The organism is Actinoplanes sp. M2I2, assembly GCF_023544445.1.
Taxonomy (GTDB): Bacteria; Actinomycetota; Actinomycetes; order Mycobacteriales; family Micromonosporaceae; genus Actinoplanes.
The window spans coordinates 1-23,556 of record NZ_JALPVJ010000040.1 but is presented as its reverse complement, the minus strand read 5'-3'; the positions used below and the strand labels follow the sequence as shown (position 1 = coordinate 23,556).

17 protein-coding genes and 1 pseudogene are annotated in these 23,556 nt (G+C 73.5%); 9 read left to right on the top strand and 9 right to left on the bottom strand.

Annotated features, from left to right (window positions below; genetic code table 11):
• Positions 1–89 precede the first annotated feature (89 nt).
• Entirely contained in the window at positions 90–2,489 is a 2,400-nt protein-coding gene (locus HJC40_RS43485) for a glycogen/starch/alpha-glucan phosphorylase (protein ID WP_250009703.1), read from the top strand.
• A gap of 48 nt (positions 2,490–2,537) precedes the next feature.
• Here the strand turns inward: HJC40_RS43485 and HJC40_RS43480 are convergent, their stop codons facing one another.
• Together HJC40_RS43480 and HJC40_RS43475 are read right to left on the bottom strand one after the other, a co-directional pair.
• Positions 2,538–3,713: a zinc-dependent alcohol dehydrogenase gene (locus tag HJC40_RS43480; RefSeq protein ID WP_250009702.1), complete on the bottom strand. Its 1,176-nt coding sequence runs from the start codon at positions 3,711–3,713 to the stop codon at positions 2,538–2,540.
• Positions 3,710–4,252: an SRPBCC family protein gene (locus HJC40_RS43475; RefSeq protein ID WP_250009701.1), complete on the bottom strand. Its 543-nt coding sequence runs from the start codon at positions 4,250–4,252 to the stop codon at positions 3,710–3,712. Before HJC40_RS43475 ends, HJC40_RS43480 begins: the two co-directional genes overlap by 4 nt.
• 304 nt (positions 4,253–4,556) lie before the next feature.
• On the opposite strand from HJC40_RS43475, the gene HJC40_RS43470 reads away from it, so the two are divergent.
• A complete protein-coding gene (locus HJC40_RS43470; protein WP_250009700.1) occupies positions 4,557–6,041 on the top strand; it encodes an aromatic acid exporter family protein in 1,485 nt (494 codons plus the stop codon).
• Positions 6,042–6,078: 37 nt separating this feature from the next.
• On the opposite strand, the gene HJC40_RS43465 is transcribed toward HJC40_RS43470, so the two are convergent.
• The 3 genes from HJC40_RS43465 to HJC40_RS43455 all read right to left on the bottom strand — a co-directional run bounded on the left by HJC40_RS43465 (position 6,079) and on the right by HJC40_RS43455 (position 10,036).
• A complete protein-coding gene (locus HJC40_RS43465; RefSeq protein ID WP_250009698.1) occupies positions 6,079–7,548 on the bottom strand; it encodes an NB-ARC domain-containing protein in 1,470 nt (489 codons plus the stop codon).
• 271 nt (positions 7,549–7,819) lie between these two features.
• Entirely contained in the window at positions 7,820–8,425 is a 606-nt protein-coding gene (locus HJC40_RS43460; protein ID WP_250009697.1) for a TetR/AcrR family transcriptional regulator, read from the bottom strand.
• A gap of 21 nt (positions 8,426–8,446) precedes the next feature.
• Positions 8,447–10,036, bottom strand: coding sequence for an MFS transporter (locus tag HJC40_RS43455; protein WP_250009695.1), 1,590 nt, complete (start codon positions 10,034–10,036; stop codon positions 8,447–8,449).
• Between the two features lie 190 nt (positions 10,037–10,226).
• On the opposite strand from HJC40_RS43455, the gene HJC40_RS43450 reads away from it, so the two are divergent.
• A complete protein-coding gene (locus HJC40_RS43450) occupies positions 10,227–12,470 on the top strand; it encodes a bifunctional diguanylate cyclase/phosphodiesterase (protein ID WP_250009694.1) in 2,244 nt (747 codons plus the stop codon).
• A 21-nt stretch (positions 12,471–12,491) separates the two neighbouring features.
• Here the strand turns inward: HJC40_RS43450 and HJC40_RS43445 are convergent, their stop codons facing one another.
• Positions 12,492–13,760 carry an acetyl-CoA C-acetyltransferase gene (locus tag HJC40_RS43445; RefSeq protein ID WP_250009693.1) on the bottom strand — a complete coding sequence of 423 codons (1,269 nt, stop codon included), beginning with the start codon at positions 13,758–13,760 and terminating at the stop codon, positions 12,492–12,494.
• A gap of 87 nt (positions 13,761–13,847) precedes the next feature.
• Here HJC40_RS43445 and HJC40_RS43440 point away from each other — a divergent pair, with 87 nt between their 5' ends.
• The 4 genes and pseudogenes from HJC40_RS43440 to HJC40_RS43425 all read left to right on the top strand — a co-directional run bounded on the left by HJC40_RS43440 (position 13,848) and on the right by HJC40_RS43425 (position 18,781).
• Positions 13,848–15,176: a 3-oxoacyl-ACP reductase gene (locus tag HJC40_RS43440; protein ID WP_250009692.1), complete on the top strand. Its 1,329-nt coding sequence runs from the start codon at positions 13,848–13,850 to the stop codon at positions 15,174–15,176.
• A 5-nt stretch (positions 15,177–15,181) separates the two neighbouring features.
• Positions 15,182–16,006: a MaoC family dehydratase gene (locus HJC40_RS43435; RefSeq protein WP_250009691.1), complete on the top strand. Its 825-nt coding sequence runs from the start codon at positions 15,182–15,184 to the stop codon at positions 16,004–16,006.
• A gap of 36 nt (positions 16,007–16,042) precedes the next feature.
• Entirely contained in the window at positions 16,043–17,254 is a 1,212-nt protein-coding gene (locus HJC40_RS43430; RefSeq protein ID WP_250009690.1) for an acyl-CoA dehydrogenase family protein, read from the top strand.
• Positions 17,251–18,781 (top strand): annotated as a pseudogene (locus HJC40_RS43425) (AMP-binding protein). The gene HJC40_RS43430 and the pseudogene HJC40_RS43425 overlap by 4 nt, the downstream one beginning before the upstream one ends.
• A gap of 12 nt (positions 18,782–18,793) precedes the next feature.
• On the opposite strand, the gene HJC40_RS43420 reads toward HJC40_RS43425, so the two are convergent.
• Positions 18,794–19,015 carry a CDGSH iron-sulfur domain-containing protein gene (locus tag HJC40_RS43420; protein WP_250009689.1) on the bottom strand — a complete coding sequence of 74 codons (222 nt, stop codon included), beginning with the start codon at positions 19,013–19,015 and terminating at the stop codon, positions 18,794–18,796.
• A gap of 74 nt (positions 19,016–19,089) precedes the next feature.
• On the opposite strand from HJC40_RS43420, the gene HJC40_RS43415 reads away from it, so the two are divergent.
• On the top strand, positions 19,090–20,085 hold the full coding sequence (locus tag HJC40_RS43415; RefSeq protein WP_250009688.1) for an iron-containing redox enzyme family protein: 996 nt from the start codon (positions 19,090–19,092) through the stop codon (positions 20,083–20,085).
• A gap of 33 nt (positions 20,086–20,118) precedes the next feature.
• Positions 20,119–20,949, top strand: coding sequence for an MBL fold metallo-hydrolase (locus HJC40_RS43410; RefSeq protein ID WP_250009687.1), 831 nt, complete (start codon positions 20,119–20,121; stop codon positions 20,947–20,949).
• Between the two features lie 12 nt (positions 20,950–20,961).
• Here HJC40_RS43410 and HJC40_RS43405 read toward each other — a convergent pair whose 3' ends face one another.
• Together HJC40_RS43405 and HJC40_RS43400 are read right to left on the bottom strand one after the other, a co-directional pair.
• Positions 20,962–21,201: a hypothetical protein gene (locus HJC40_RS43405; protein WP_308201010.1), complete on the bottom strand. Its 240-nt coding sequence runs from the start codon at positions 21,199–21,201 to the stop codon at positions 20,962–20,964.
• A gap of 204 nt (positions 21,202–21,405) precedes the next feature.
• On the bottom strand, positions 21,406–23,001 hold the full coding sequence (locus HJC40_RS43400) for a hypothetical protein (RefSeq protein WP_250009685.1): 1,596 nt from the start codon (positions 22,999–23,001) through the stop codon (positions 21,406–21,408).
• Positions 23,002–23,556: the final 555 nt, after the last annotated feature.

Genomic DNA, 23,556 nt, shown 5'->3' with positions numbered 1-23,556 from the left:
GGACCGGCCGGACAGCCGGGCTGTGAGCTTCGTCGGGAAGTAGCGCGGGTGACTGTCGCCGGACACCTCGGTGGTGCAGGGTGCGGGGCATGGACCTTCGCAACGGGCTGCGGCCGCTCGGGAACACGCCGGCAGAGTTCGAACAGGACCTGCTGAGCAACCTGTACTACCGGCGGGGCACGACGGTCGAGTCGGCGAGCGCGCAGGACGCGTACGAGGCTCTGGCCCTCACCGTCCGCGACCGGCTCGCCGCCCGCCGGGCCCGCACCGCGGCGGCGCACTACGCGAGCAACCCGCGCTGGGTCTACTACCTCTCGGCCGAGTACCTGCTCGGCCCGCAGCTCGAGCAGAACCTCCTCTACAGCGGCACCACCGACCTGGCCCCGGCCGCGCTCAAGGCGCTCGGCTTCGACCCGGCCGAGGTGGCCGCGCTCGACGTCGAACCGGGGCTGGGCAACGGCGGCCTGGGCCGGCTCGCCGCCTGCCTGCTCGACTCGCTGGCCACTCTCGACATTCCCGCGGTCGGCTATGGCATCCGCTACGACCTGGGCATCTTCAAGCAGGAGTTCGTCGGCGGCGAGCAGGTCGAGCGGCCCGACGACTGGGCGTTCCAGGGTGACCCGTGGGAGTTCCCCGGGCCCGACGACCGGCAGACGGTCGGCTTCTACGGACACGTCGGACCGGACGGGTGGGTGCCCGGCGAACTCGTCCACGGCGAGCCCAGTCACCTGCTGGTGCCCGGCTACGGCACCGAGACCGTCAACATCGTCCGGCTGTGGCGGGCCCGGGCCGCCCGGGCGTCGTTCGACCTGAGCCGCTTCTCGGCCGGCCAGTACGGCGAGGCGGTGCAGGACGCCGTGCGGGCCGAGAACATCAGCAAGGTGCTGTACCCCGACGACAGCACCGAGATGGGCCGCGAACTGCGCCTCAAGCAGCAGTACTTCCTCGTGTCGTGCTCGCTGCGCGACATCGTCCGGCGCTACCGGTTGCGCAACGACGACTGGGCCGGCTTCCCGGCCAGGACGGTCATCCAGCTCAACGACACCCATCCCACGCTGGCCATCCCCGAGCTGATGCGGCTGCTGGTCGACGAGGAGAAGCTCGGCTGGGACGAGGCCTGGTCGATCGTCCGGCAGACCTTCGCGTACACCTGTCACACGCTGCTGCCCGAGGCCCTGGAGACCTGGCCGGTGGCGATGCTCGGCCGGCTGCTCCCCCGGCACCTCGAGATCATCTATCAGATCAACGAGGGGCTGCTGGCCGAGGTCCGCTCCCGCTTCCCGGACGACCTCGACCGGGTACGGCGGATGTCGCTGATCCAGGAGGAGCCGGAGCGCCGGGTGCGGATGGCCAACCTGGCCGTCACCGGCACGTTCGCGGTGAACGGGGTGGCCGCGCTGCACTCCGAGCTGCTCACGTCGACCACGTTCCACGACTTCGCGACCCTGTGGCCCGACCGCTTCGGCAACGTGACCAACGGGGTGTCGCCGCGGCGGTTCGTGCGGCTGGCCAACCCCGGGCTGTCCGAGCTGATCACCTCCGGGCTGGGCTCGGACGCCTGGCTGCGCGACCTGTCGCAGCTGGCGGGCCTGGCGCCGCTGGCCGACGACGCCGCGTTCCGGGAGCAGTGGCGCTCGGAGAAGCGACGGGCCAAGGCCGCGCTGGGCCTGGGCGACCCCGGGGCGCTGCTCGACGTGATGATCAAGCGGTTCCACGAGTACAAGCGCCAGCAGCTCAAGCTGCTGCACATCGTCACGCTGTACCACCGGCTGCGCTCCGACCCGGCCCGGTTCGGGGCGCCGCGGACGGTCCTGTTCGGCGGCAAGGCGGCACCGGCCTATCACGCGGCCAAGTCGATCATCCACCTGATCAACGCCGTGGGCGCGACGATCGCGGCCGACCCGGCGGCCTCGGGGCTGCTGCGCGTCGTGTTCCCGCCCAACTACAACGTGACGCTGGCCGAGCGGATCATCCCGGCGGCCGACCTGAGCGAGCAGATCTCGATGGCCGGCAAGGAGGCCTCGGGCACCGGCAACATGAAGCTCGCGCTGAACGGCGCGGTCACGATCGGCACCCTCGACGGCGCCAACGTCGAGATCCGCGACCGGGTCGGCGCCGAGAACTTCTTCCTCTTCGGCCTGGACGCCGCTCAGGCCGCCGGTCTGCGGTCGTCGGACTACCGGCCGCGCTCGTACTACGACGCGGACCCGGAGCTGCGGGCCGCGCTCGACGCGATCGGATCCGGGGTGTTCGGCGGGGTGGGGCAGGACATGGCCCGGTCGCTGCTGGACCGCGACGAGTACCTGACCCTGGCCGACTACCGGGCCTACGTCGACAAGCAGGACGAGGTGTCGGCGGCCTGGCAGGACCAGGAGCGGTGGACGCGCATGTCGATCCTGAACGCCGCCCACAGCGGCTTCTTCTCCTCCGACCGTACGGTCGCCGACTACCTCGACCGCGTCTGGCGGGCCGACCCCGTACGGCCCTGACCGCGCACGCCCGGGCGGGCCGGCCGCGTGGCCGGCCCCGCCCGCGAGTCACGGTTTGAGGACGACCTTCTCGCAGTCGTCCTGCTTGTTCTTGAAGATCTCGAAGCCGCGCTCGGCCTCGTCGAGCGGCAGGGTGTGGGTGATGATCCGGGTCGGGTCGATCTCCCCGCGTTCGATGCGGCCCAGCAGCGGTTCCATGTAGCGCTGGACGTGGCACTGCCCGGTCCGCAGGGTCAGCGACCGGTTCATCCATGCGCCGGCCGGGAACTTGTCGAGCAGGCCGCCGTAGACGCCGATCACCGAGACCACGCCGCCGCTGCGGCACGACAGGATCGCCTGGCGCAACGCGTGCGGGCGTTCGGTCTCCGACCGGACCGCCTGCTTGACCCGGTCGTACGCGGCGATGTGGGCGCTGCCGTGGTCGGCTTCCAGACCGACCGCGTCGATGCACTTGTCCGGGCCCCGGCCGCCGGTCAGTTCCAGCAGCATGGAGCGCACGTCGACCTCGTCGAAGTTCACCGGGATGTGGCCGGCCTGCTCGGCCATCCGCAGCCGGTAGGGCTCCTTGTCGATGGCGATGACCTTCGCGGCGCCGAGGACCCGGGCGCTGTCCATGGCGAACTGGCCGACCGGGCCGGCGCCCCACACGGCCACCACGTCGCTGGGCTGGATGTCGCACATCTCGGCGCCCATGTAGCCGGTGGGCAGGATGTCGGACAGGAACAGCACCTGCTCGTCGGTCAGATCGGACTCGATCCGCAGCGGCCCGACGTCGGCGAACGGCACCCGCGCGTACTGGGCCTGGCCGCCCGCGAAGCCGCCGGTCAGATGCGAGTAGCCGAAGATCCCGGCGACCGGGTGGCCGAACATCTTCTCCGCGATCACGGCGTTGGGGTTGGTGTTCTCGCAGCACGAGTACAGCTCGGCGGCACAGGCCGCGCACGCGCCGCAGGCGATCGGGAACGGCACGACCACCCGGTCACCGACCCGCAGCTTGTCCGCAGGCACGCCGGAACCGACCTCGATCACCTCGCCCATGAACTCGTGGCCCAGGATGTCGCCGTTCTGCATGGTCGGCACATAGCCGTCGACCAGGTGCAGGTCGGACCCGCAGATCGCGGTCGAGGTGATCCGCACGATGGCGTCGCGGTTGTTGAGGATCCGCGGGTCCGGCACGTCGCGGACCTCGACCTTGTTGCGGCCGGCCCAGGTGTTCGCCCTCACGCGTCCGCTCCCTTCTCGAGCTCGGCGTCCGACAACGGCTGGGCCGGGCGCTGCGGGAACTCCTTGCGGGCGCGCTTGCCCCACGGGGCGCCGTCGGAGCGGACCACCTCACCGGTCTCCAGCACCTGCTTGAGCCGGCGCAGGTCGTCGTCGAGCTGCTGGTGGGGTTCCTCGCCGAAGTACTTGGCGACCGCCTTGCCGACCGCGCCACCCGGGATCTCGTACACGAGCACGACGTGCACCTCGGTGCTCACCCCGTCCGGGGCGGGCACGAACCGGACCGTGCCGGCGTTGGGCACGTCGGCGTCGCCGGTCGAGCGCCACGCGATCTTGTCGGCCGGCACCTCCTCGATGATCTCCGCGTCCCACGCGACACTCGTGCCGAACGGGGCGGCGGCGGACCAGTGGCTCGTCCGGTCGCCGGTGGCGCGCACCTCCTCGAGGTGGGCCATGAACGTGGGGAGGTTCTCCAAGTCGCGCCAGAACGCGTACACCTCCGGCGCGGGTTTACGGATGGTTGTCGTTGCTGTCAGCTCCATCGATCCTCCTTCGCGGGCGCCCCGCGCCACCGCGCTTCGACTCGGTGGCATGGACGCCTGAATCAGGGCCGACTACCCGTCCCCATTCGCCCGAAACCGCCCATCGTCGGGAGGAGCCATCTCCGGAGGGGGCGGCGATCCGATGCGGTGGCGCATTCGCCCGGACCGATCCGGATGGCATGCTGGCGGGTACGAGTCCACCCCGCCGCCCGCACCGGTTCGGCGACGAGATTCCCTCCGATGCCCGCCGCCCGGGCCGGCCCCGCCCCCGGCCGGGTACGGCTCGGCCCGGCGAGGAGGAGCGATGAGGCTGACCACCTATCTGCGCCACCCCTGGACGGCCACGCTGGCCCGGTGGGGACGGATCCCCGGGCTCCGCACTGCCAAGGTGACGCTGGCCGCCGTGCTGTCCTACGTCGCCGCCGATCTGCTCAACACCACGGCGTCCCCGATCCTCGCGCCGCTGACCGCCATCCTGGTGGTGCAGCTGACCGTCTACCAGACGGTCGCTCAAGGACTGCAGCGCGTCCTCAGTGTGCTGGCCGGCGTTCTGGTCGCGGTCGGGCTGGCCACCGTCGTGGGGCTGAGCTGGTGGAGTCTCGGCGCCGTGGTGGCCGTGACGCTCGTCCTCGGGCAGGTCCTCCGTCTCGGGCCGCACACCCTGGAGGTGCCGATCAGCGCGATGCTCGTGCTGGCCGTCGGCGGCGCCTCGGCGCCGGAGGCGGCGGCCGGCCGGGTGTACGAGACGCTGATCGGCTCGGCGGTCGGCATCGCGGTGAACCTCGCCATCGTGCCGCCCGTGCATGTCGGATCGGCCGGCTCGGCGGTGGCCGGCATGGCCACCCGGCTGGGCGACTTCCTGCGATCGCTGGCCACCGACCTGCGCGCCGGCTGGTCCCGGCAGGCCGCGCAGGACTGGCTCACGGCGGCCCGGGGCCTGAGCGCGTCGGTGCTGGAGGCCGGCCACTCGCTGGTCCGGGCCGAGCAGAGCGCCGTGCTCAACCCCCGCGGCGGCGAGGTCCGGACGGCCCAGCCGCGCCTGCGCACGGCCCTGACCGCGATCGAGTACTGCACCATCGTCGTCCGCACCCTGTGCCGGGAGGTCTTCGACCGGACGTTCTACCTGCCGCCGGACCTGGAGGCGGAGGTCTACCCCTCAGCCGCCCGGCTGGCCCTGGCCGACGTGCTCGACGTCGCCGCCTCGGCCCTGGACGGCGTGGCCGCCGTCGCCGCGGGCGAGGAGCCGGTCGACATCGCCCGCGGCCGCGTCGCTGAGCGGCTGGACGAGCTGTATCAGCGGCGCGAGCAGCTCGGCCGGCTGCTCCTGGTCGACCCGCACGCCGACGCCGCGGCCTGGCAGCAACACGGCGCGCTGCTCACCGCGGTGGACCGGCTCCGGGTCGAGATCGAGGCCGCGGTACGCCCGGCCGACCAGCCGTGGCGCCCGCCGTCGCTGACCGAGGGGCCGCGGCGGGCGGCGCGGCGTGTCGTGGGCGCCGCCGAACAGACCCTCCCGCTGGTCACCGACCGGTCCCGGCAGGCGGTTCGCCGGATCATGGACGTCGCCGCCGAGGCCGCGACGGATGCGGCGGCGCACCTGGCCCACCCCGATCCCCGGGCGGCCCGCCCCCACCGGCGCGATGCCGGCGCGAGCCCGCCGGACGAGCAGGAGGCCGCCGACGCCGCCGCGGCCGCGCTCCGGGCCGCCGCCGACGCGCTGGCCGAGGACGACGAGCCGAGACCCCCGCCGCGACCGGACAGCACGGGGCCTGAAGCCGATCGGGAATGACCGGGCCGGCTGGGAGCCAGTAGGCGGCCGTGCCGGATCACCGTACGACTCGGGTCCCGTTCTGGAAACTTCCCAGCAGAGCCGCATGCCGGGGCCAGCCCTCGGCCGCCGCGTAGGCGGCCGCCGCGGACAGGTCGGCCGGGTCGGCGCCGGTGGCCAGCAGGTGGTCGAACAGGCGGGTCAGGGCGGCCCGCCGGTCGGCGCGGCGGTCCTCGTCGGCCGAGCGGGCCGCCGCGTACACCCGCACCAGGTCGTGCAGCGCCCAGCGGTCCGGGCCGGCCGGGCGGTCCGGGCCGGCCGGGAGCACCAGGTGGTGGACGGCCAGGTCGTGCAGGGCGTCGTCGGCGTCCGCGCCGGCCAGCGCCGACGCGGCGGGCGCGTCGAAGGTCCGGCCCGGGTGGTGGGCGAGCAGGCGGAGCAGGTCGCGGCCGCGGCCGGGCACATTGCTGTACGCGACGTCGAACGCCTGGCGGAGCACGGGGTCGAGCCGGCCCGAGCCGCGGCGCTCGGCCAGCCAGTCGGCGTGGTCGGTCAGCGTCCAGCCCGGACGGTCGCGCATGTGGGCGGCGACGCGGGACAGCGCCAGCGGCAGGTAACCGCAGGTCGCGCCGATCCGGTCGGCCGCCGCGAGGTCGGCGCCGGCCGGCTCGCCGGGATCGGCGGCGGTCGGCGCCACGGTCAGCAGGAACTCGCGAGCCTCGGCCGGCCGGAGGACGCCCACGGCGTGGTGGTGGCCCTCGGTCAGCCCGTCCAGGCGCCGCCGGCTCGTGATCAGGGTGACGCTGCCGGCGCCGGGCGCGAGCAGCGGCCGCACCTGGTCCTCGTCGGCCGCGTCGTCGAGCAGCACCAGGACGCGGGCGCCGGACAGCCGGGACCGCAGGGCCGCGGCGCGGGCCGCGACGCCGTGCGGCAGGTGCTGACCGGCCACGCCGAGCAGGCGCAGGAAGCCGTCCAGCACGGCTTCGGAGCCGGCGGGCGGCTGGTCGGGGTGGCTGCCGCGCAGGTTGACCGCGAGCACCCGATCGAACGGGCGGGTCGCCGCGAGCCGGTGGGCGGCCCGCACGGCGAGCGTCGTCTTGCCCGCGCCGGGCATCCCGGTCAGCACCGCGACGGTGACCGGCGGGATCGGCGGGGCCCGGTCGACGAAGCCGGACGGCAGGGCCGGCAGCCGGCCGAGCACCCGCACCTGGGCGCCCGCGCCCCGGGTCTCGCCGCTGGCCACGCGCAGCGCCTGCCGCCACTGGCTGGTGTAGCCGGGGTCGGCGTGCAGGGCCTCGACCACGGCCACGACCAGGTCGGGGTCGAGGCGGCGGCGCCCGGCCCGGAAGCAGTCGACGACCGTGGTCTTGCCGACCTGCTGCGCCGGTGGGCGGCGGATGTTCACCCGGGCCGCGATCGTCTCGTACGACGGGTTGCCGGCCCACGTCTTGAGCAGGCGCAGGCAGCCGGCGACCTCGTCGAGGGTGTGCGCCTGCCCGGGGTCGGGCAGCACGGCGAACTGCGACACGACGCGCTCCGCGGGGTCGTCGGACGGCGGAGGACCGACAGTAGTCCCGCCCTCGCGGCGACGCGCATCCGGATTCGTTCGGATTCCGCCCGCGGACTCCACGGGGACGGCAGAGTGGGTGGGGCCGAGGGATCCGAAACGGGGGGTCGTTCCCGCAACGGGGGTGGGAGCGGCGCGGACCCGACGGCGCGAGCCGGGCGTGGAGCCATCAAGGCCCACGCCCGGTTCGCTCGTTCCCGGCCGCGTCAGGCGGCCGCGGGCCCGGGTCGCCTCAGGCGGCCGCGCCGCGCAGGATCGCGTCGACCAGCGCCTCGGCGAAGCCCTCCCGCGGCACCCGGGGGCTGTGCTGGAACAGGCCGTTGAGCATGTTCGGGCCGACCAGCATCAGCAGCGTGAGCTCGATGTCCAGATCGGACCGCAGCTCCCCGTTCGCGATGCCGCGCCGCAGCACGTCGCGCATCACCTCACGCCGCGGCTCGATGACCGCCTGGTAACCGGCCATGATCGAGTCGTCGCGCAGGAGCTCGGGCATCAGGCAGGCCGTGACCTTGCCGTAGTTGTGCTGTTCGTTGCTGCGGTTGGCCTTGATCAGCGCGACCAGGTCGTCGCGGACCGAGACGCCGGCCAGCTCGGGCAGTGGGCCCTTCATCGCCGCCACCGCGTCGATGATCAGCGCTTCCTTGTTGGCCCAGCGACGGTAGATGGTGGCCTTGCCCACCCCGGCCCGGGCGGCGACGGCTTCGATCGAGATGGCCGCGACGGTCTGCCCCTCGCTGAGCATGTCGAGCACCGCGTGCAGGATCGCGGAGTCGGCGAGGGCGTTGCGGGGCCGGCCAGGCGCCTTGCGTTCCTGGCCGGCCACTGGAGCCGTGGTCATGGCATTCATGTTACCGGCGCGTCACGCTTCGACCAGTTCCACGCCCTGCTCCTCCGCCAGCCCCTCCGAGGAGGTGGGCTTGGGGGCGGAGGCCGGGCGCTTGCCGGGCAGCCAGATGAATGCCACCAGGGCGCCGAGCACGGCGAAGACCATCGAACCGATGGCCGCGTAGTGCATGGCGTCGAGGAACGCGGCGTTGGCCTGCGAGATCAGCGCGGGGCCGGCGGCGCCGGCCTGCTCGGCCACCCCGTACGCCCCGGAGATCGACTCGCGGGCGGCCTCGGCCGCCTCGGCCGGCAGGCCGTCGGTCGCGGTGCCGAGGTTGCCGCGGTAGACCGAGGAGAGCACGGCGCCCAGGACGGCCACGCCGAGCGCGCCGCCGAGCTGACGGATCGTGTTGCTGACCGCGGAACCGACGCCGGCCTTCTCCCGGGGCAGCGCCGCCATGATCGACTCGGTGGCGGGCGGCATCACGTTGGCCATGCCGGTGCCCATGATGAAGAACGCGGCGCCGACCACCCAGATCGGGGTGTCCTGACCGATGAACAGCCAGACCCCCAGGCCGGCCGCGACCAGCAGCAGGCCGACCGTGCTGACCGCCTTGGGGCCGAAGCGCTTGACCATCGCGGCGCTGCGCGGAGCGAAGACGAGCTGGCCGACGGCGAACGGGACGAACAACGCGCCGGACGCCAGCGGGCCGTAGTCGCGGACGAGCTGCAGGTAGAAGGCGCCGAAGAACAACGAGCCCATCGCCGCGAAGAAGACCAGGCCGATCATGCCGGTGGAGGCCGAGAACTGGCGGTTGCGGAACAGCCGCACGTCCAGCGACGGGAACTCGATGCGCAGCTGCCACCACACGAACGTGGCCAGCACGACCACGGCGCCGGCGAGCGTGCCCCACGCCCTCGGGTCGCCGAACCCGGCCTCGCCGCCCTCGATCACGCCGTACGTGAGAAGGCTCAGACCGATGATCGAGAGGATGACCCCGAGGACGTCGATGCGGCCCGGCTTCGGGTCGCGGGACTCGGGCACCAGCGCGAGCACGAGGATCACGCCGGCCACGGCGACCGGCACGTTGATCAGGAAGACCGAGCCCCACCAGAAGTGCTCGAGCAGCAGGCCGCCCAGGATCGGGCCGATGGCCACGGCCAGGCCGACGGCGCCGGCCCAGATGCCGATGGCGCGCGGGCGCTCCTGCGGCGAGAAGACGTTGGCGATGATCGACAGCGTGGCCGGCATGACGGCCGCGGCGCCCAGCCCCATCAGCGCGCGGGCGCCGATCAGCTGACCCGGGGTGTCGGCGTAGCTGGAGATCAGCGAGGCCACGGCGAAGATCGCGAGACCCACGACCAGCGTGATCCGGCGGCCCAGGCGGTCGGCCAGGATGCCGGCGGTGAACAGCAGGCCGGCGAAGACCAGGGTGTACGAGTTGATCGACCACTCGAGCTCGCTCTGCGTGGCGCCGAGCCCGTGCACCGGGTCGGCGATCGTGCGCAGCGCGACGTTCAGGATGGTGTTGTCGAGCACGACCACCAGCAGGCTGATGACCAGCACGCTGAGGATGGCCCACCGCCGGGGATGCCCGGCCGGGGCGGCCGCGGTTGCGTCCATGGATGTTCCCCCATTTACTTGCCCTACTTACGAAACGGAACCGTTCCGTATCGGTCAGGAGCGTAACGCCACCGGCTTCAAAAACGGAACGGTGCCGTATCGGAATGTGCCGACGATCACGTCGCGCCCGCAATCGCTTCGCAACCGGGCGGCCCCGCGCCCGGCAACCCGGAGGGCCGAAGGTGAGCGCATGGTGACTGGAGCGAACGTGCTGCAACGCTGGCTGCCGACCGGCGGCGGGCTGCGCGACGAGGACTGGGCCGGCCGTCACCGCCTGATGACCCGTCTGCTCGCCGGCTGCCTGGTCGCGCTCACCTTCTACGGCGCGCTGCGCGACGAGCTCTCCGGCGGGAGCCTGCCCACCTGGCTGGTCCTGCTGGTGCTGCCGTGCGTCCTGGCCGCCGCCCTGCTGCCCGGCCGCCGGCTACCGTCGATCTTCGTCGCGTTCGGCTTCACCGTGGCCTGCGCCGCCTTCGTGGCGATGACGCACGGCCAGACCGAGGCGCACTTCACCTTCTTCATCGCCGTCGCCGCGCTCGCCCTCTACCGGGACTGGGCGCCGTTCGGCGTGTTCCTGGCCGGCACCACGGCCCACCACGCGATCTTCGGGATCTTCGACGCCGGCCTGACCTACGGGCACCACTCGGCCCAGAAGCACCCGCTGTTCTGGGCCGTCGTGCACGGTGTCGCCGTGCTGCTCGCGGCCACCTTCCAGGTCGTCGCCTGGCGGCTGACCGAGGCCGAGGAGCGTCGCGCGCAGGAGAACCTGGACGAGAGCGAGGCCCAGCTCACCGTCGCCTTCGAGGAGACCCCGGTGCCGATGGCGATCTTCTCGCCGGACGGCCGGGTGCTGCGGATCAACAAGGCGTACCGGGCTTGGCTGCGCCTGCCCGAGGAGCTGCCGGCCGGCCTGCTGGTCACCGACCTGCCCATCGAGCTGGCCGACCCGGCCGCGCCGCGGTTGTTCGACCAGCTGACCGTGCAGGACGGCTCGTCGATCAACGTGCGCCAGTACCGCCGCAAGGACACCGGCGAGACCCTGTGGGTCGAGGTGCACGGCACCAACCTGCACGACCGCCACGGCAACCTGCGCCTGATCTTCGTGCACTGCCTCGACGTCACCGCGAGCCGCCGCCACCAGGAGGAGCTGCAGGACCAGGTACGCCACGACGCGCTCACCGGCCTGCTGTCGCGCTCGGCGTTCGAGGACGACCTGGCCGTCCTGCTGGCCGGGGCCGAGCCGGTCAACGTGATCTACCTCGACGTCGACCGGTTCAAGTCGGTCAACGACGGCTCCGGGCACGCGGCCGGCGACGAGCTGCTGCGCGGCCTGGCCACCCGGCTGGCCGCCACCGTCCCGGCCGGCGCGCTGGTGGCCCGGCTGGGCGGCGACGAGTTCGTGGTCGCCCTGTCCGGCTCGCCGCGGACCGGGACCCGGGTCGGCCAGGCCATCCTGGCCGCCTTCGCCGAGCCGCTCGAGGTCGGCGACGGTCACCTGCAGGTGGCGGTCAGCCTGGGCCTGGCCGCCGGGGAGTCCCCCGAGCAGGCCGACGAGACGGTGCTGGCCGCCGACACCGCGATGTACGCGGCCAAGCGGGCCGGCGGCAACCGCCTGCAGATCTTCAGCGACGACATGCGGGTCCGGGTCCGCGAGCGGATCGCCGCCGAGGCCCGGCTGCGCGAGGCCCTGGCCGGCGACCTGTCCGAGACGCTGCCGATCTGGTTCCAGCCGATCGTGGCCGCCGGCACCGGCTTCGTCGTCGGCGCCGAGGCGCTGGTCCGCATGCGCACGCCGCAGGGCGAGCTGCTCAGCCCCTTCCACTTCATCCCGGCGGCCGAGGAGACCGGCATGATCGTGCCGCTCGGCGAGCACGTCCTGCGCCTGGCCGTGCGGCACCTGGTCGAGTGGGGCGAGCACCTGGGCTACATGTCGGTCAACGTCAGCCCGCGCCAGCTGGCCGAGCCGGACTTCGTGCCGATGCTGGCCGACCTGCTGGCCGCCTACCCGGCGCTGGACCCGTCCCGCCTGGTCATCGAGATCACCGAGACCGCCCTGCTGAGCTCCTCGGTCGACGTCCGGGAGCGGCTGGAGACCCTCAAGAGCCTGGGCGTACGCATCGCCCTCGACGACTTCGGCACCGGCTACAGCAGCCTGACCTGGTTGCAGTCGGTTCCGGCCGACGTGGTCAAGCTGGACCGCTCGTTCGTGGCCGGCCTGGCCGCCGACCCGCGCAAGGCCTCGATCATCCAGGCCGTGCTGTGGCTGGCCCGTTCGCTGAGCATGTCGGTGATCGCCGAGGGCGTCGAGGACCCGGCCGACTGGGACGCCCTGCGCGAGCTCGACTGCCCCTCCGGCCAGGGCTACCTCTTCGGCAAGCCGGCGCCGGCGGCGGAGTTCGGCGACCGGCTGACGAAGACGCTCCAGCAGGTCTAGCCCCGGTCCAGCCGGTCGGAGTCAGCGCTCGAGGATGGCGACGACGCCCTGGCCACCGGCGGCGCAGATGGAGATGAGGCCGCGGCCGGAGCCCCGGTCGGCCAGCAGTTTGGCCAGGGTCGCGACGATCCGGCCGCCGGTCGCGGCGAACGGGTGACCGGCGGCCAGCGAGGAGCCGGTGACGTTGAGCTTGGCCCGGTCGACCGGGCCGAGCGGCGCCTCCAGACCCAGCTTCTCCTTGCTGAACTCGGGCGACTCCCAGGCCGCCAGGGTGCTGCGCACCTGGCTGGCGAACGCCTCGTGGATCTCGTAGTAGTCGAAGTCCTGGAGCGTGAGGCCGTTGCGGGCCAGCAGGCGCGGGACCGCGTACGCGGGGGCCATCAGCAGGCCCTCGTCGCCGTGCACGTAGTCGACGGCGGCGGTCTCGCTGTCGACCAGGAACGCCTGCGGTGTCAGGCCCTGCTCGGCCGCCCAGTCCTCGGAGGACAGCAGGACGGTCGACGCGCCGTCGGTGAGCGGCGACGAGTTGCCGGCCGTCATCGTGGCGTCCGTCGTGCCGAACACCGGCCGCAGCCGGGCCAGCTTGTCCAGGCTGGTGTCGGCGCGCAGGTTCTGGTCCCGGGTCAGTCCCAGGTACGGGGTGAGCAGGTCGTCGAAGAAGCCGCGCTCGTAGGCGGCGGCCAGCCGCTGGTGCGAGGCCAGGGCCAGCTCGTCCTGGGCGTCGCGGGTGATGCCCCAGCGCAGCGCGGTCAGCGCCGCGTGCTCGCCCATCGACAGGCCGGTGCGCGGCTCGGCGTTGCGGGGGACGTCGGGCTTGAAGGCCAGCAACGGATTCAGCCGGGCGGCCGCCCTGAGCTTCGCGGGCACCGAACGGGCCCGGTTCAGGGCCAGCAGGGCGCGGCGCAGGTCGTCGTTGAGCTGCAGCGGGGCGTCCGAGGTGGTGTCCACCCCACCGGCGATGCCGACGTCGATCTGGCCGAGCGCGATCTTGTTGCCGACCAGGATCGCGGTCTCGAGGCCGGTGCCGCAGGCCTGCTGGACGTCGTACGCGGGGGTGCGCGGGTCGAGGCGCGAGCCCAGCACGGTCTCGCGGGTGAGGTTGAAGTCGCGGGAGTGCTTGAGCACCGCCCCGGCGGCGACCTCGCCCAGGCGCCGGCCGGCCAGGCCGTACCGGGCGATCAGGCCGTCCAGGGCGGCGGTCAGCATGTCCTGGTTCGACGCCTGGGCGTACCGGCCGTTCGACCGGGCGAACGGGATCCGGTTCCCACCGAGCACGGCGACGCGACGCATCGAGGCCTCCCTGAAGTCGGCAGCCACCGGTGTCGATAGCTACTGGTGAGTAGCCTATCAACGACGGCGCCGAGTAGGCTGCGGCACATGGGCGACCGGTACGCGAGCTTCGCGAACTCCTCCCCCGGGCGCGGCCTGGTTAAGCGGCTGGGCCTGCCCGATCCGCCCCGGCTGCGGCGCCACCGGCCGGGTGACCCGCTGACCGAGGGTCCGGTGCTGCTCGGTGCGGCCCCGGGCGGCCGGCTCGGCGACCAGGTGCGCAAGGTGCTGGCCGGGGCCGGGGCCGAGACCCGCGACGAGCCGCTGACCGGCGGCGGGCACGGGGCCCTGATCTTCGACGCCACCGGCATCACCGGCGCCGGCGGGCTCCGCGAGCTGTACGCGTTCTTCCACCCCCACGCCCGGTCGGTCCGCCGATCGGGCCGGGTGATCGTGCTCGGCACCCCGCCCGAGGCCGCCGGGGACCCGCACGAGGCCACCGCCCAGCGCGCGCTCGAGGGGCTGACCCGCAGCCTCGGCAAGGAGTTCGGCCGGGGCATCACGGCCCAGCTGGTCCTCGTCGAGCCCGGCGGCGAGGGCGCCCTCGAATCGACGCTGCGTTTCCTGCTGAGCGGCCGGTCGGCGTACGTCTCGGGGCAGGTCGTCCGGATCGGCGCGGGAACACCGCCGGCGCCGGCCGACTGGCAGCGGCCCCTGGCCGGCCGGAGCGCGCTGGTCACCGGGGCGGCCCGCGGGATCGGCGCGGCCATCGCCCGGGTGCTCGCCCGCGACGGCGCCGAGGTGATCGCGCTGGACGTCCCGGCCGTCGGTGACGCCCTGGCCGGGGTGGCCAACGACGTGCGCGGACGCGCGCTGCAGCTCGACCTGACGGCCGACGGCGCGGCCGGCCGGCTGGCGGCGCACCTGAGCCGGCCGCTCGACATCGTCGTGCACAACGCGGGCATCACCCGCGACCGCACGATCGCCAAGATGGACGCGGCCGGGTGGGACACGGTGCTCGCGGTCAACCTGATCGCGCCCGAACGGATCAACGAGGTGCTGCTCGACCGGGGCCTGATCGCCGAGGGCGGCCGGATCGTCGGGGTCGCGTCGATCGCCGGCATCGCCGGCAACCGCGGGCAGACCAACTACGCGACGAGCAAGGCCGGCGTGATCGGGCTGGTGCAGTCGAGCGCGCCGGGGCTGCGCGAACGCGGCATCACGATCAACGCGGTGGCGCCGGGCTTCATCGAGACGGCGATGACGGCCCGGATGCCGGTGACCCTGCGCGAGGCCGGGCGGCGGATGAACAGCCTGGCCCAGGGCGGGCTGCCGGTCGACGTGGCCGAGACGATCGCCTGGTTCGCCTCGCCCGGGTCGGGCACGATCACCGGCAACGTCGTGCGGGTCTGCGGGCAGAGCCTGCTCGGGGCCTGACCGCCATGGCCGTCGTCGAGCTGAGCCGCGACCCCCGGCCGAGCACGGTGCGAGCGGCCCTGGGGCTGCTCGCCCGGCGGCGCGGCGACACGGTGCCCGACGTCGAGCTGGTGCGGCGGGGGGTCGGCGTCGACCGTGATCACCTGGCCGCGTACGACCGGGTCTGCGGGTTCCGGCTGAGCGACGAGCTGCCGCCGACCTATCCGCACGTGCTGGCCTTCCCCCTGGCCCTGCGCCTGCTCACGGCGCCGGACTTCCCCTTTGCGGCGATCGGGCTGATCCACGTGGCCAACCGGATCACCGTGCGCCGGCCGCTGACGGCCGGGATGTCCCTGGATCTGGCGGTGCGGGCCACCGGTCCGCGCCCGCACGAGCGGGGCCGTCAGGTGGACGTCGTGACCACCGCGACCGTGGACGGCGAGGACGTCTGGACCGGCGTGTCGACGTACCTCTCGCGGTCGCGGGACTCCCGTTCCGGCGCCCCGGGTGAGCGTCCGGAGCACGGCGCTCCGGTCGCCTCCGCGGTCTGGCGGCTGCCCGCGCGGGTCGGCCCGGATTACGCCGGGGTCAGCGGCGACCGCAACCCCATCCACACGTCCCGGATAGGCGCGCGGCTGTTCGGCTTCCCCCGGCCGATCGCGCACGGCATGTGGAGCGCGGCCCGCTGCCTCGCCGCGCTCGAGGGGCGCCTGCCCGGGAGCTGCACAGTGGACGTCCGGTTCCGCCGGCCGATCCTGTTGCCGGCCACGGTGTCCTTCGCCCACGCCGACGGCGCCTTCCAGCTTTTCGGCGAGAAACCGCATCTTGCGGGGCACGTGAGCGCTGCGTAACGTTACCGGCCAGTGACCCCTGCGGAGGGACGTCGCATGGAGTTCTGGCTCGATCTCACCGAGGAACAGAACGACCTGCGGGAGTGGGTGCACGGGTTCGCCGAGAGCGTGATCCGCCCGGCCGCGGCCGAGTGGGACGAGCGCGAGGAGACTCCCTGGCCGGTCCTGCAGGAGGCGGCCAAGATCGGGCTGTACGGCTTCGAGTTCCTGGTGAACACCTGGTCCGACCCGAGCGGGCTGTCCCTGCCGCTGGCGAACGAGGAAATGTTCTGGGGCGACGGCGGCATCGGGATGGCCCTGTCCGGGACGTCGCTCGCGGTGGCCGCGATCTACGGCTCCGGCACGCCCGACCAGCTGGTCGAGTGGGTGCCGCAGTGCTTCGGGGACGCGGCCGACCCCCGGGTGGCCGCGTTCTGCTCGACCGAGCCCGAGGCCGGCTCGGACGTGGCCGCCATGCGTACCCGCGCCGTCCACGACCCGGTGTCCGACGAGTGGATCCTGACCGGGCAGAAGGCGTACGCGACCAACGGCGGCATCGCCGACGTGCACGTCGTGACCGCCTCGGTCGACCCGGCGCTGGGCTCCCGCGGGCAGGCCGCGTTCGTCGTGCCGCCCGGGACGCGCGGCCTGGCCGGCACCAGGAAACTGCGCAAGCTCGGCCTGCGCGCCTCGCACACGGCCGACGTCTTCCTCGACGACGTCCGGGTGCCCGGCTCGTGCCTGCTCGGCGGCCGGGACGCCCTGCAGGCCCGGCTGGCCCGGGTCCGCGAGGGCCGCCGCGCCTCCGGACAGGCCTCGATGCGGACGTTCGAGCTGACCCGGCCGGCCGTCGGCGCGCAGGCGCTCGGCATCGCGCGCGCGGCCTACGAGTACGCCCTGGAGTACGCGGGCAACCGCGTGCAGTTCGGCCGGCCCATCGTGGACAACCAGGCGATCGCGTTCGCCCTGGCCGACATGCGGACCGAGATCGACGCCGCCCGGTTGCTGGTGTGGCGGGCAGCCTGGATGGGCCGCAACGAGCGGCCCTTCACGGCCGGCGAGGGTTCGATGTCCAAGCTCAAGGCGGGCGAGGTGGCGGTCGCGGTGACCGGGCAGGCCGTGCAGATCCTGGGCGGCGCCGGCTACCTGCGCGACCACCCCGTCGAGCGGATGTACCGCGACGCGAAGATCTACACGATCTTCGAGGGGACGTCGGAGATCCAGCGGCTGGTCATCTCGCGGGCGATCACCGGACGGCAGATCCGATGACCGCGAGCCGGGCGTTCGTCCTGGGCACGATGGCCCGGCGCGGTCTGCTCCGGCCCGGCCCGCCGCCACGGGTGCTGCGGCAGTTCGCCGCGCTGCGCCGGTGGGGCTTCGGGCTGGCCGGGGAGCTGCGGCAGGCGGCGGCCCGCGACCCCGGGCGGGTGGCGCTGATCGACGAGGACGGCTCCCTGACGTACGGGGAACTGCTCGAGCGGTCCGCGCGGCTGGCCGCCGCCCTCCCGGTGCGGCCGGGCCAGCGTGTCGGCCTGCTCTGCCGCAACTCGTCCCGGATGGTCGTGTCGCTCATCGGCGTGGCCACCCGCGGCGCCGACCCGGTGCTGGTCAACACCGGCCTGTCCGGCCCGCAGCTCGCCGGCGTCGTCCGCGACCAGGTTCGTCGCCCTCATCCACGACGACGAGTTCGTGCCGCCGCCGGGGGTGACCGCGCTCGGCAGCGACCGGTGGACCGGCGCCGGCGGTCCCCGGGTGACCCGGTTGCCGGAGCCGCCCGCGCGGCCCGGTCGCACGATCGTGCTCACCTCGGGCACGACCGGCACGCCCAAGGGCGCCCGGCGGCCGACACCCGGCGGTTTCCGCCCGCTGTGCTCGATCATCGACCGCATCCCGCTCGACGCGGGGGTGCGGATGTTCGTCGCCGCTCCGCTGTTCCACGCCTGGGGATTCGCCGGGCTGCAGATCGGCCTGGCCCTGCGGGCAACCATCGTGCTGCGCCGGCGCTTCGACGCGGCCGACGCGCTCGCGACCATCGCCGAGCACGACTGCTCGGCCCTGATCGCCGTACCGGTCATGCTGCAACAGCTGCTGGAGCAGCCGCCGCGCGAGGTGCCGCTCACCGTGGCCGCGGTCAGCGGCTCGGCCCTCCCCGGTGGTCTGGCCACCCGGTTCATGGACAGCTACGGCGACATCCTCTACAACCTCTACGGCTCGACCGAGGCCTCGTGGGCGTCCATCGCCACCCCGGCCGACCTGCGCGCCGCGCCCGGCACCGCGGGGCGGCCGCCGCGCGGGACCGTGGTCGAGGCGCTCGACGCGGACGGCCGGCCGGTGCCCCGCGGCACGACCGGGCGCCTCTTCGTGGGCAACGAGATGCTCTTCGAGGGCTACACCAACAGCTCGGCCCGGACGCTGGTCGGCGGGCTGCTGGCGATCGGCGACCTCGGGCACGTCGACGAGGCCGGCCGGGTGTTCGTCGACGGCCGCGAGGACGAGATGATCGTCTCGGGCGGCGAGAACGTCTTCCCCTCCGAGGTCGAGGATCTGCTGGCCGATCTGCCCGAGGTCCGCGAAGTAGCGGTGGTGGGCGTGCAGGACGACAAGTACGGGCAGCGCCTCGCGGCCTACCTGGTGCTCCGCGACGGCGCCGCGCTCGGGCCCGAGGACGTCCGCGACCATGTGCGCCACCACCGGGCCCGGTTCAGCGTCCCCCGGGACGTGGTCTTCCTGGCCGAACTGCCCCGCAACGCGACCGGCAAGATCGTGAAGCGGGCGCTCCCGCCGCCGGACTCCTGACGCGGGGCGAAATCAGTCCTGGCGGGGCACGGGTGTCTCGCGGCCGGCCTCGGCGTGGAACTTGACGACCTTGTGAGTGCCGTCGCAGAACGGCTTGGTGGCCGACTTGCCGCAGCGGCACAGCGCGATGGTGCCGCGGCCGGGGTCGATCGGCTCCCCGTCCGGGGTGAGCAGCTCGAAGTCGCCGCGCACGATGAGCGGCCCGTCCGGGTAGGGAACGATCGTGGAGGACATGGCCGCCGGAATGCCCCGTGAGCTGCGGTTGAAACGATCCGTTTACATGCCCTGGATTCGGGAAGCTTGCGATCATGCAACTACCCACGGCCCGCGGTCGAATCTCCGCCGCGCTCATCGACGTGCTCAGCGGCCGTGCCGCCAAACTCCCGGCCTTTGCCCGTTTCGACGGCGAGGAAGACCTGCACCTGACCCTGTTCGTGTGTTACGAGCTGGCCTATCGGGGCTGGGACGGCGTCGACGACCGGTGGGAGTGGGACCCCGGCATGCTGCGGCTGCGCACCGCCGCCGAGAACCGCTTTCTCGGCTCGCTGTACGACCTGGTGGGCGAGCCGCCGGCCGGCGCCGACCCGGCCGCCGTGCCGGCCGCGCTGGCCGAGATCGTCGAGGCCGACGACGGGCCCGGTCTGTCCGGCTATCTGCGCGGCCGGGCGACCTACGACCAGTTCCGGGAGTTCGTCACCCACCGGTCGGTCTATCACCTGCGCGAGGCCGACCCGCACTCGTGGGCGCTCCCCCGGATCGGCGGGCGGGCCAAGGCGGCGCTGGTCGAGATCCAGACCGACGAGTACGGCGGCGGGGTCGAGCGCCGCATGCACCAGGAGCTGTTCAAGAGCACGATGTCGTGGTTCGACCTCGACCTGGCCTACGGCGCGTACGTCGACTCGGTCGGGGCGCCGACGCTGGCCGTGAACAACCTGATGTCGCTGTTCGGGATGCACCGCCGGCGGCGCGGCATGATCCTCGGGCACCTGGCCGCGTACGAGATGACGTCCTCGCTGCCCAACCGGTCGTACGCCAACGGCCTGCGCCGGCTCGGCGGGGACGCCGACGCGACCGCCTTCTACGACGAGCATGTCGAGGCCGACGCCGTGCACGAGCAGATCGCCGCGCACGACCTCTGCGGCTCGTTCGCCGCGGCCGAACCCGCCCTGGCCGGGGATGTGCTCTTCGGGGCGCGCTGCGCGCTGGCGGTCGACTCGCTGTGGGCTGGATCGATCCTGGACACCTGGAACGCCGGCGCCTCGTCGCTGCGAGATCACACGGTTGAGCCGGTGCTCGCCGGGTAGTCGAATCGTCCTCGCACCAGCCCGGAGGACAGCATGCAAGCCAGCGTCACCTTCATCGGCAACGCCACCACCCTGCTGCGGCTCGGCCAGTTCACGCTGCTGACCGATCCGGCGTTCGGGCCGGCCGGCAGCCGGGTCTACCTCGGATACGGCGCCTGGACCAAACGCCTGCGCGATCCCGAGCTGGACGTGCTGCTCCGGACCTCGGTCGACGGCGTGCTGCTGTCGCACCTGCACAGCGACCACTTCGACGCGGCCGCCCGCGAGTGGATCGAACCGACGCTGCCGATCCTGACCACGCCGGCCGCCTGCCGCAAACTGCGGCGCAAGCGCCACCTCGCCGTCCGGGGCCTGCCGACCTGGGAGTGCTTCGAGTGGACCCGCGAGCGGCAGCGGCTGCGCGTCACGGCCGTGCCCGGCAAGCACGGCCCCGGCCTGGCCGACCGGCTGCTGCCCGACGTGATGGGCTCGGTGGTCGAGCTCGAGGTGGACGGGCGGTCGGCCCTGCGCCTCTACATCACCGGGGACACCCTGGTGCACGACGCGCTGCAGGAGATCCCCCGGCGTTTCGGTGACATCGACGCGATGCTGATCCACCTGGGCGGCACCCGCCTGATGGGCATGCTGCTCACCATGGACGACCGCCAGGGCGTGGAGCTGACCAGCCTGATCCGGCCCGGGATCACCGTGCCCATCCACTTCGACGACTACCAGGTCATGAAGTCGCCGCTGACCGACTTCCTGAGCCGGGCCCGCGAGTACGGGCTCAGCGGCATCACGCCGATCGAGCGGGGCGGCACGCTGAACCTCCCGGTCCGCGACGGCATCGACGGCGCGCACGCCGAGCACCGCTCGACACCGTGACGGACCCGGGCGTCACGCCGCCGCGGTGAGGCTGCTCACCGCGGCGAGCCGCGCCACCGGCCCCAACAGCCGCGGGTCACGGGGCCGGCGCCCCTGGGCCGGCCGGAGGTTCGCCACCGCCGCCTGGGACGCCCGCGGCCAGTCGCGGTAGAGGGTCAGCCCGGCCGGGTCGACGAACGTCATCACCGCGATGGTGCGCGCCTCGGCGAAGCCGGAGTACATGGCCGCCGCGAGGCTGTTCTGGGCGAGGATGTCGAGCGACTAGTTCAGCACCAGGGCCGGAGTTGTCCATTCCTCGACGAGCTCCCGGACGTCCGGTCGTACCGCCGTCTGCTGCTAGCCGGGACGGCTCGGCGCCGTCCCGGCCAGCTGGTGCAGGTGGTCGCGCGTCCGGGCCGAGGTCGAGAGCCCGGCTCAGCGCGTCGAGGACCTGGAGCGAGGGATGCCGTCCCCGCCTCAGGTGAACAGCATGCCCAGGGACGACCCTGATCGCTCGAGGCGGTCCAGGGCGTACGCCAAGGGCATCACCGGCACCGTGGACCCCGGCACCGCGCCGCCCAGCATCCGGGTCGCGTGCCCGGTGGCGACCGGCAGCATCGGATAGCGGCTCGCCGTGAAGCGGTCCATCGGCTCGCGGGTCCGCGCGAACGAGCCCAGCGAACGCCACTGCGCGAGCCCGGCCACCTGGTCGCCGCCGTGGCCGGGCGGTTCGGGCAGTACGGCGACACCGTCGAAACGCTCGCTGCCGGCCAGCCACAGCTCGGCGCTCTCGACCGTTGCGCGTGCGGCCGACTCGCACCAGTACGGGACGAGCCCGCCCGCCCGGACCACCCACGGATCGAGCAGCCGGCCACACTCGATCACGGCCCGGTTGCCCACGCCGCCGGTCGGATCCGGCCGCCGTTCGGGCGAGCTGCGCGGGGCCGGGGTCGGCCCACCCGAGTGCCACCACCCGCCGGAGGCCGCTGCCGGCCCGTGCGGACCGCTCGGAGCGGCCGCCGTCTCGGGCGCGCTGCCCGGGGCCGCCGGCCCCCGCGGACCGCCCGGGGCCGCCGCCGGCTCGCGCGCGTCGCCCGGGGCCGCCGCCTGGTCGCGCCTGGCCGCCGCCTCGGCGTGCCAGTCCCTCAGCAGGTCGGCGACGCAGGCGCTGAGCGTCTCGGGGCGGGCGTAGAGCAGGCGGTGCGACTCCTGGCCGAGCCGGCCGAGATCGACGCCCAGGGACGGCTCGCCCGATCGTTCCGCGTAGCGCGGCGGGGTGTCCGGGTCCGGTTCCGGCCAGGACGCGGCGCCGAGCGCTTCGAGGATCCGGCGGAACGCCGGGTTGGCGATCGAATAGCTTTCCGGGCTGCCGCCACCGACCGGGCTGCCGACCTGGAACCCGTGCCGCGGCGACACCGCCCGCACCGGCCAGGTGCGCAGGTCGCGCAGCAACAGGGTGCAGCCACCGGCGGCGACCCGGGTGCGCAGGAAACGCTCGTACGCGGCCGGGAGGGTGACCCAGCGCAGGTGCAGCAGCACGGTCGAGCCGCAGAGCGGGCCACCGCGCACCGGATCGTGCACCTGGCGAACCGTGATCGACGGGTTCCGCGCGGTGATCGACCGGGCCAGGTCGGCGCCCCAGGCCATCGCGCCGGGCCAGTCCCCCACCGAGCCGCCGGGCCAGGTCACGGTCAGCGGCACGCTGGTCGGCAGCCAGGCCGCCCCGAGAGCGACCGCCAGGTGGGCGGCCGAGCCGTGCGGCGAGCCGAGCAGCACGGCCGGGTAGTCGGCGGCCCGGTACTGCGCCACGATCCACTCGGCGATCGCGTCGGCGTCGACCGTCGCGGCCACGTCGTGCGGGACGGCCTCGGCGTACGCGTCGCGGGCCAGCTCGAACTGCCGCCGGTCGGGCGGCAGCTGACCCCGGCGGCCCAGCAACGGCGTACGCGCGACCCAGCCCCCGACCGTCCCCGACACGGCGGACAGCAACACCCGGCTCAAGCTGTCGGCGCTCATGACGTCGCCGCCCGGCGGCCCGCCCCTGAACTCCGGCACCGTCTCGTAGATCGTCACGCGGCTCAGCTCCCCCCAGAATCCTGGCCGAGCTACCCGGCGCTCACGCGGACAAACCGCGATGGCGATGTGAGCTGACTCAACGTCCTGTGCTTGTCACACTTTCGCGGGGCCCCCAGGCACCCGGATCAGCCCTCTCCGGCAGCGGACCTCAGGGCCGCGCCCGGCCGGTCGTTCGCGACTGCAGACCGGACGCAACGGCCGGCTCCACGAACAGCTCGCGACCATCAGACCCCGCTTCGCGCCGGTGGGGGGGTACTTCGCGGTCATCCTGCTTCGTGGCCCGAGGCGGGTCGTTTCAGAGCGCGCCGAGCTTGCCCGGACGCCGGCTCTCGATCCCCTTGCTCCAGATTGCGGCCGGCCACGCCGCAGCTCGCGGCGACCCGCCACCTCGTCAGCGGGTTGACCGACGATCCTGGACAGCGCCGCTAGGTGACTGGTGTTAAACAGGGGTTGATCGGCGTAGCCGATCGACCCCTGTTGTGGATTGGGGCGGTAGGTGTGTCGGTGATGTGCCTGGTGGTGCGGGCGGATGTGTTTGCCAGTAATGGTTGT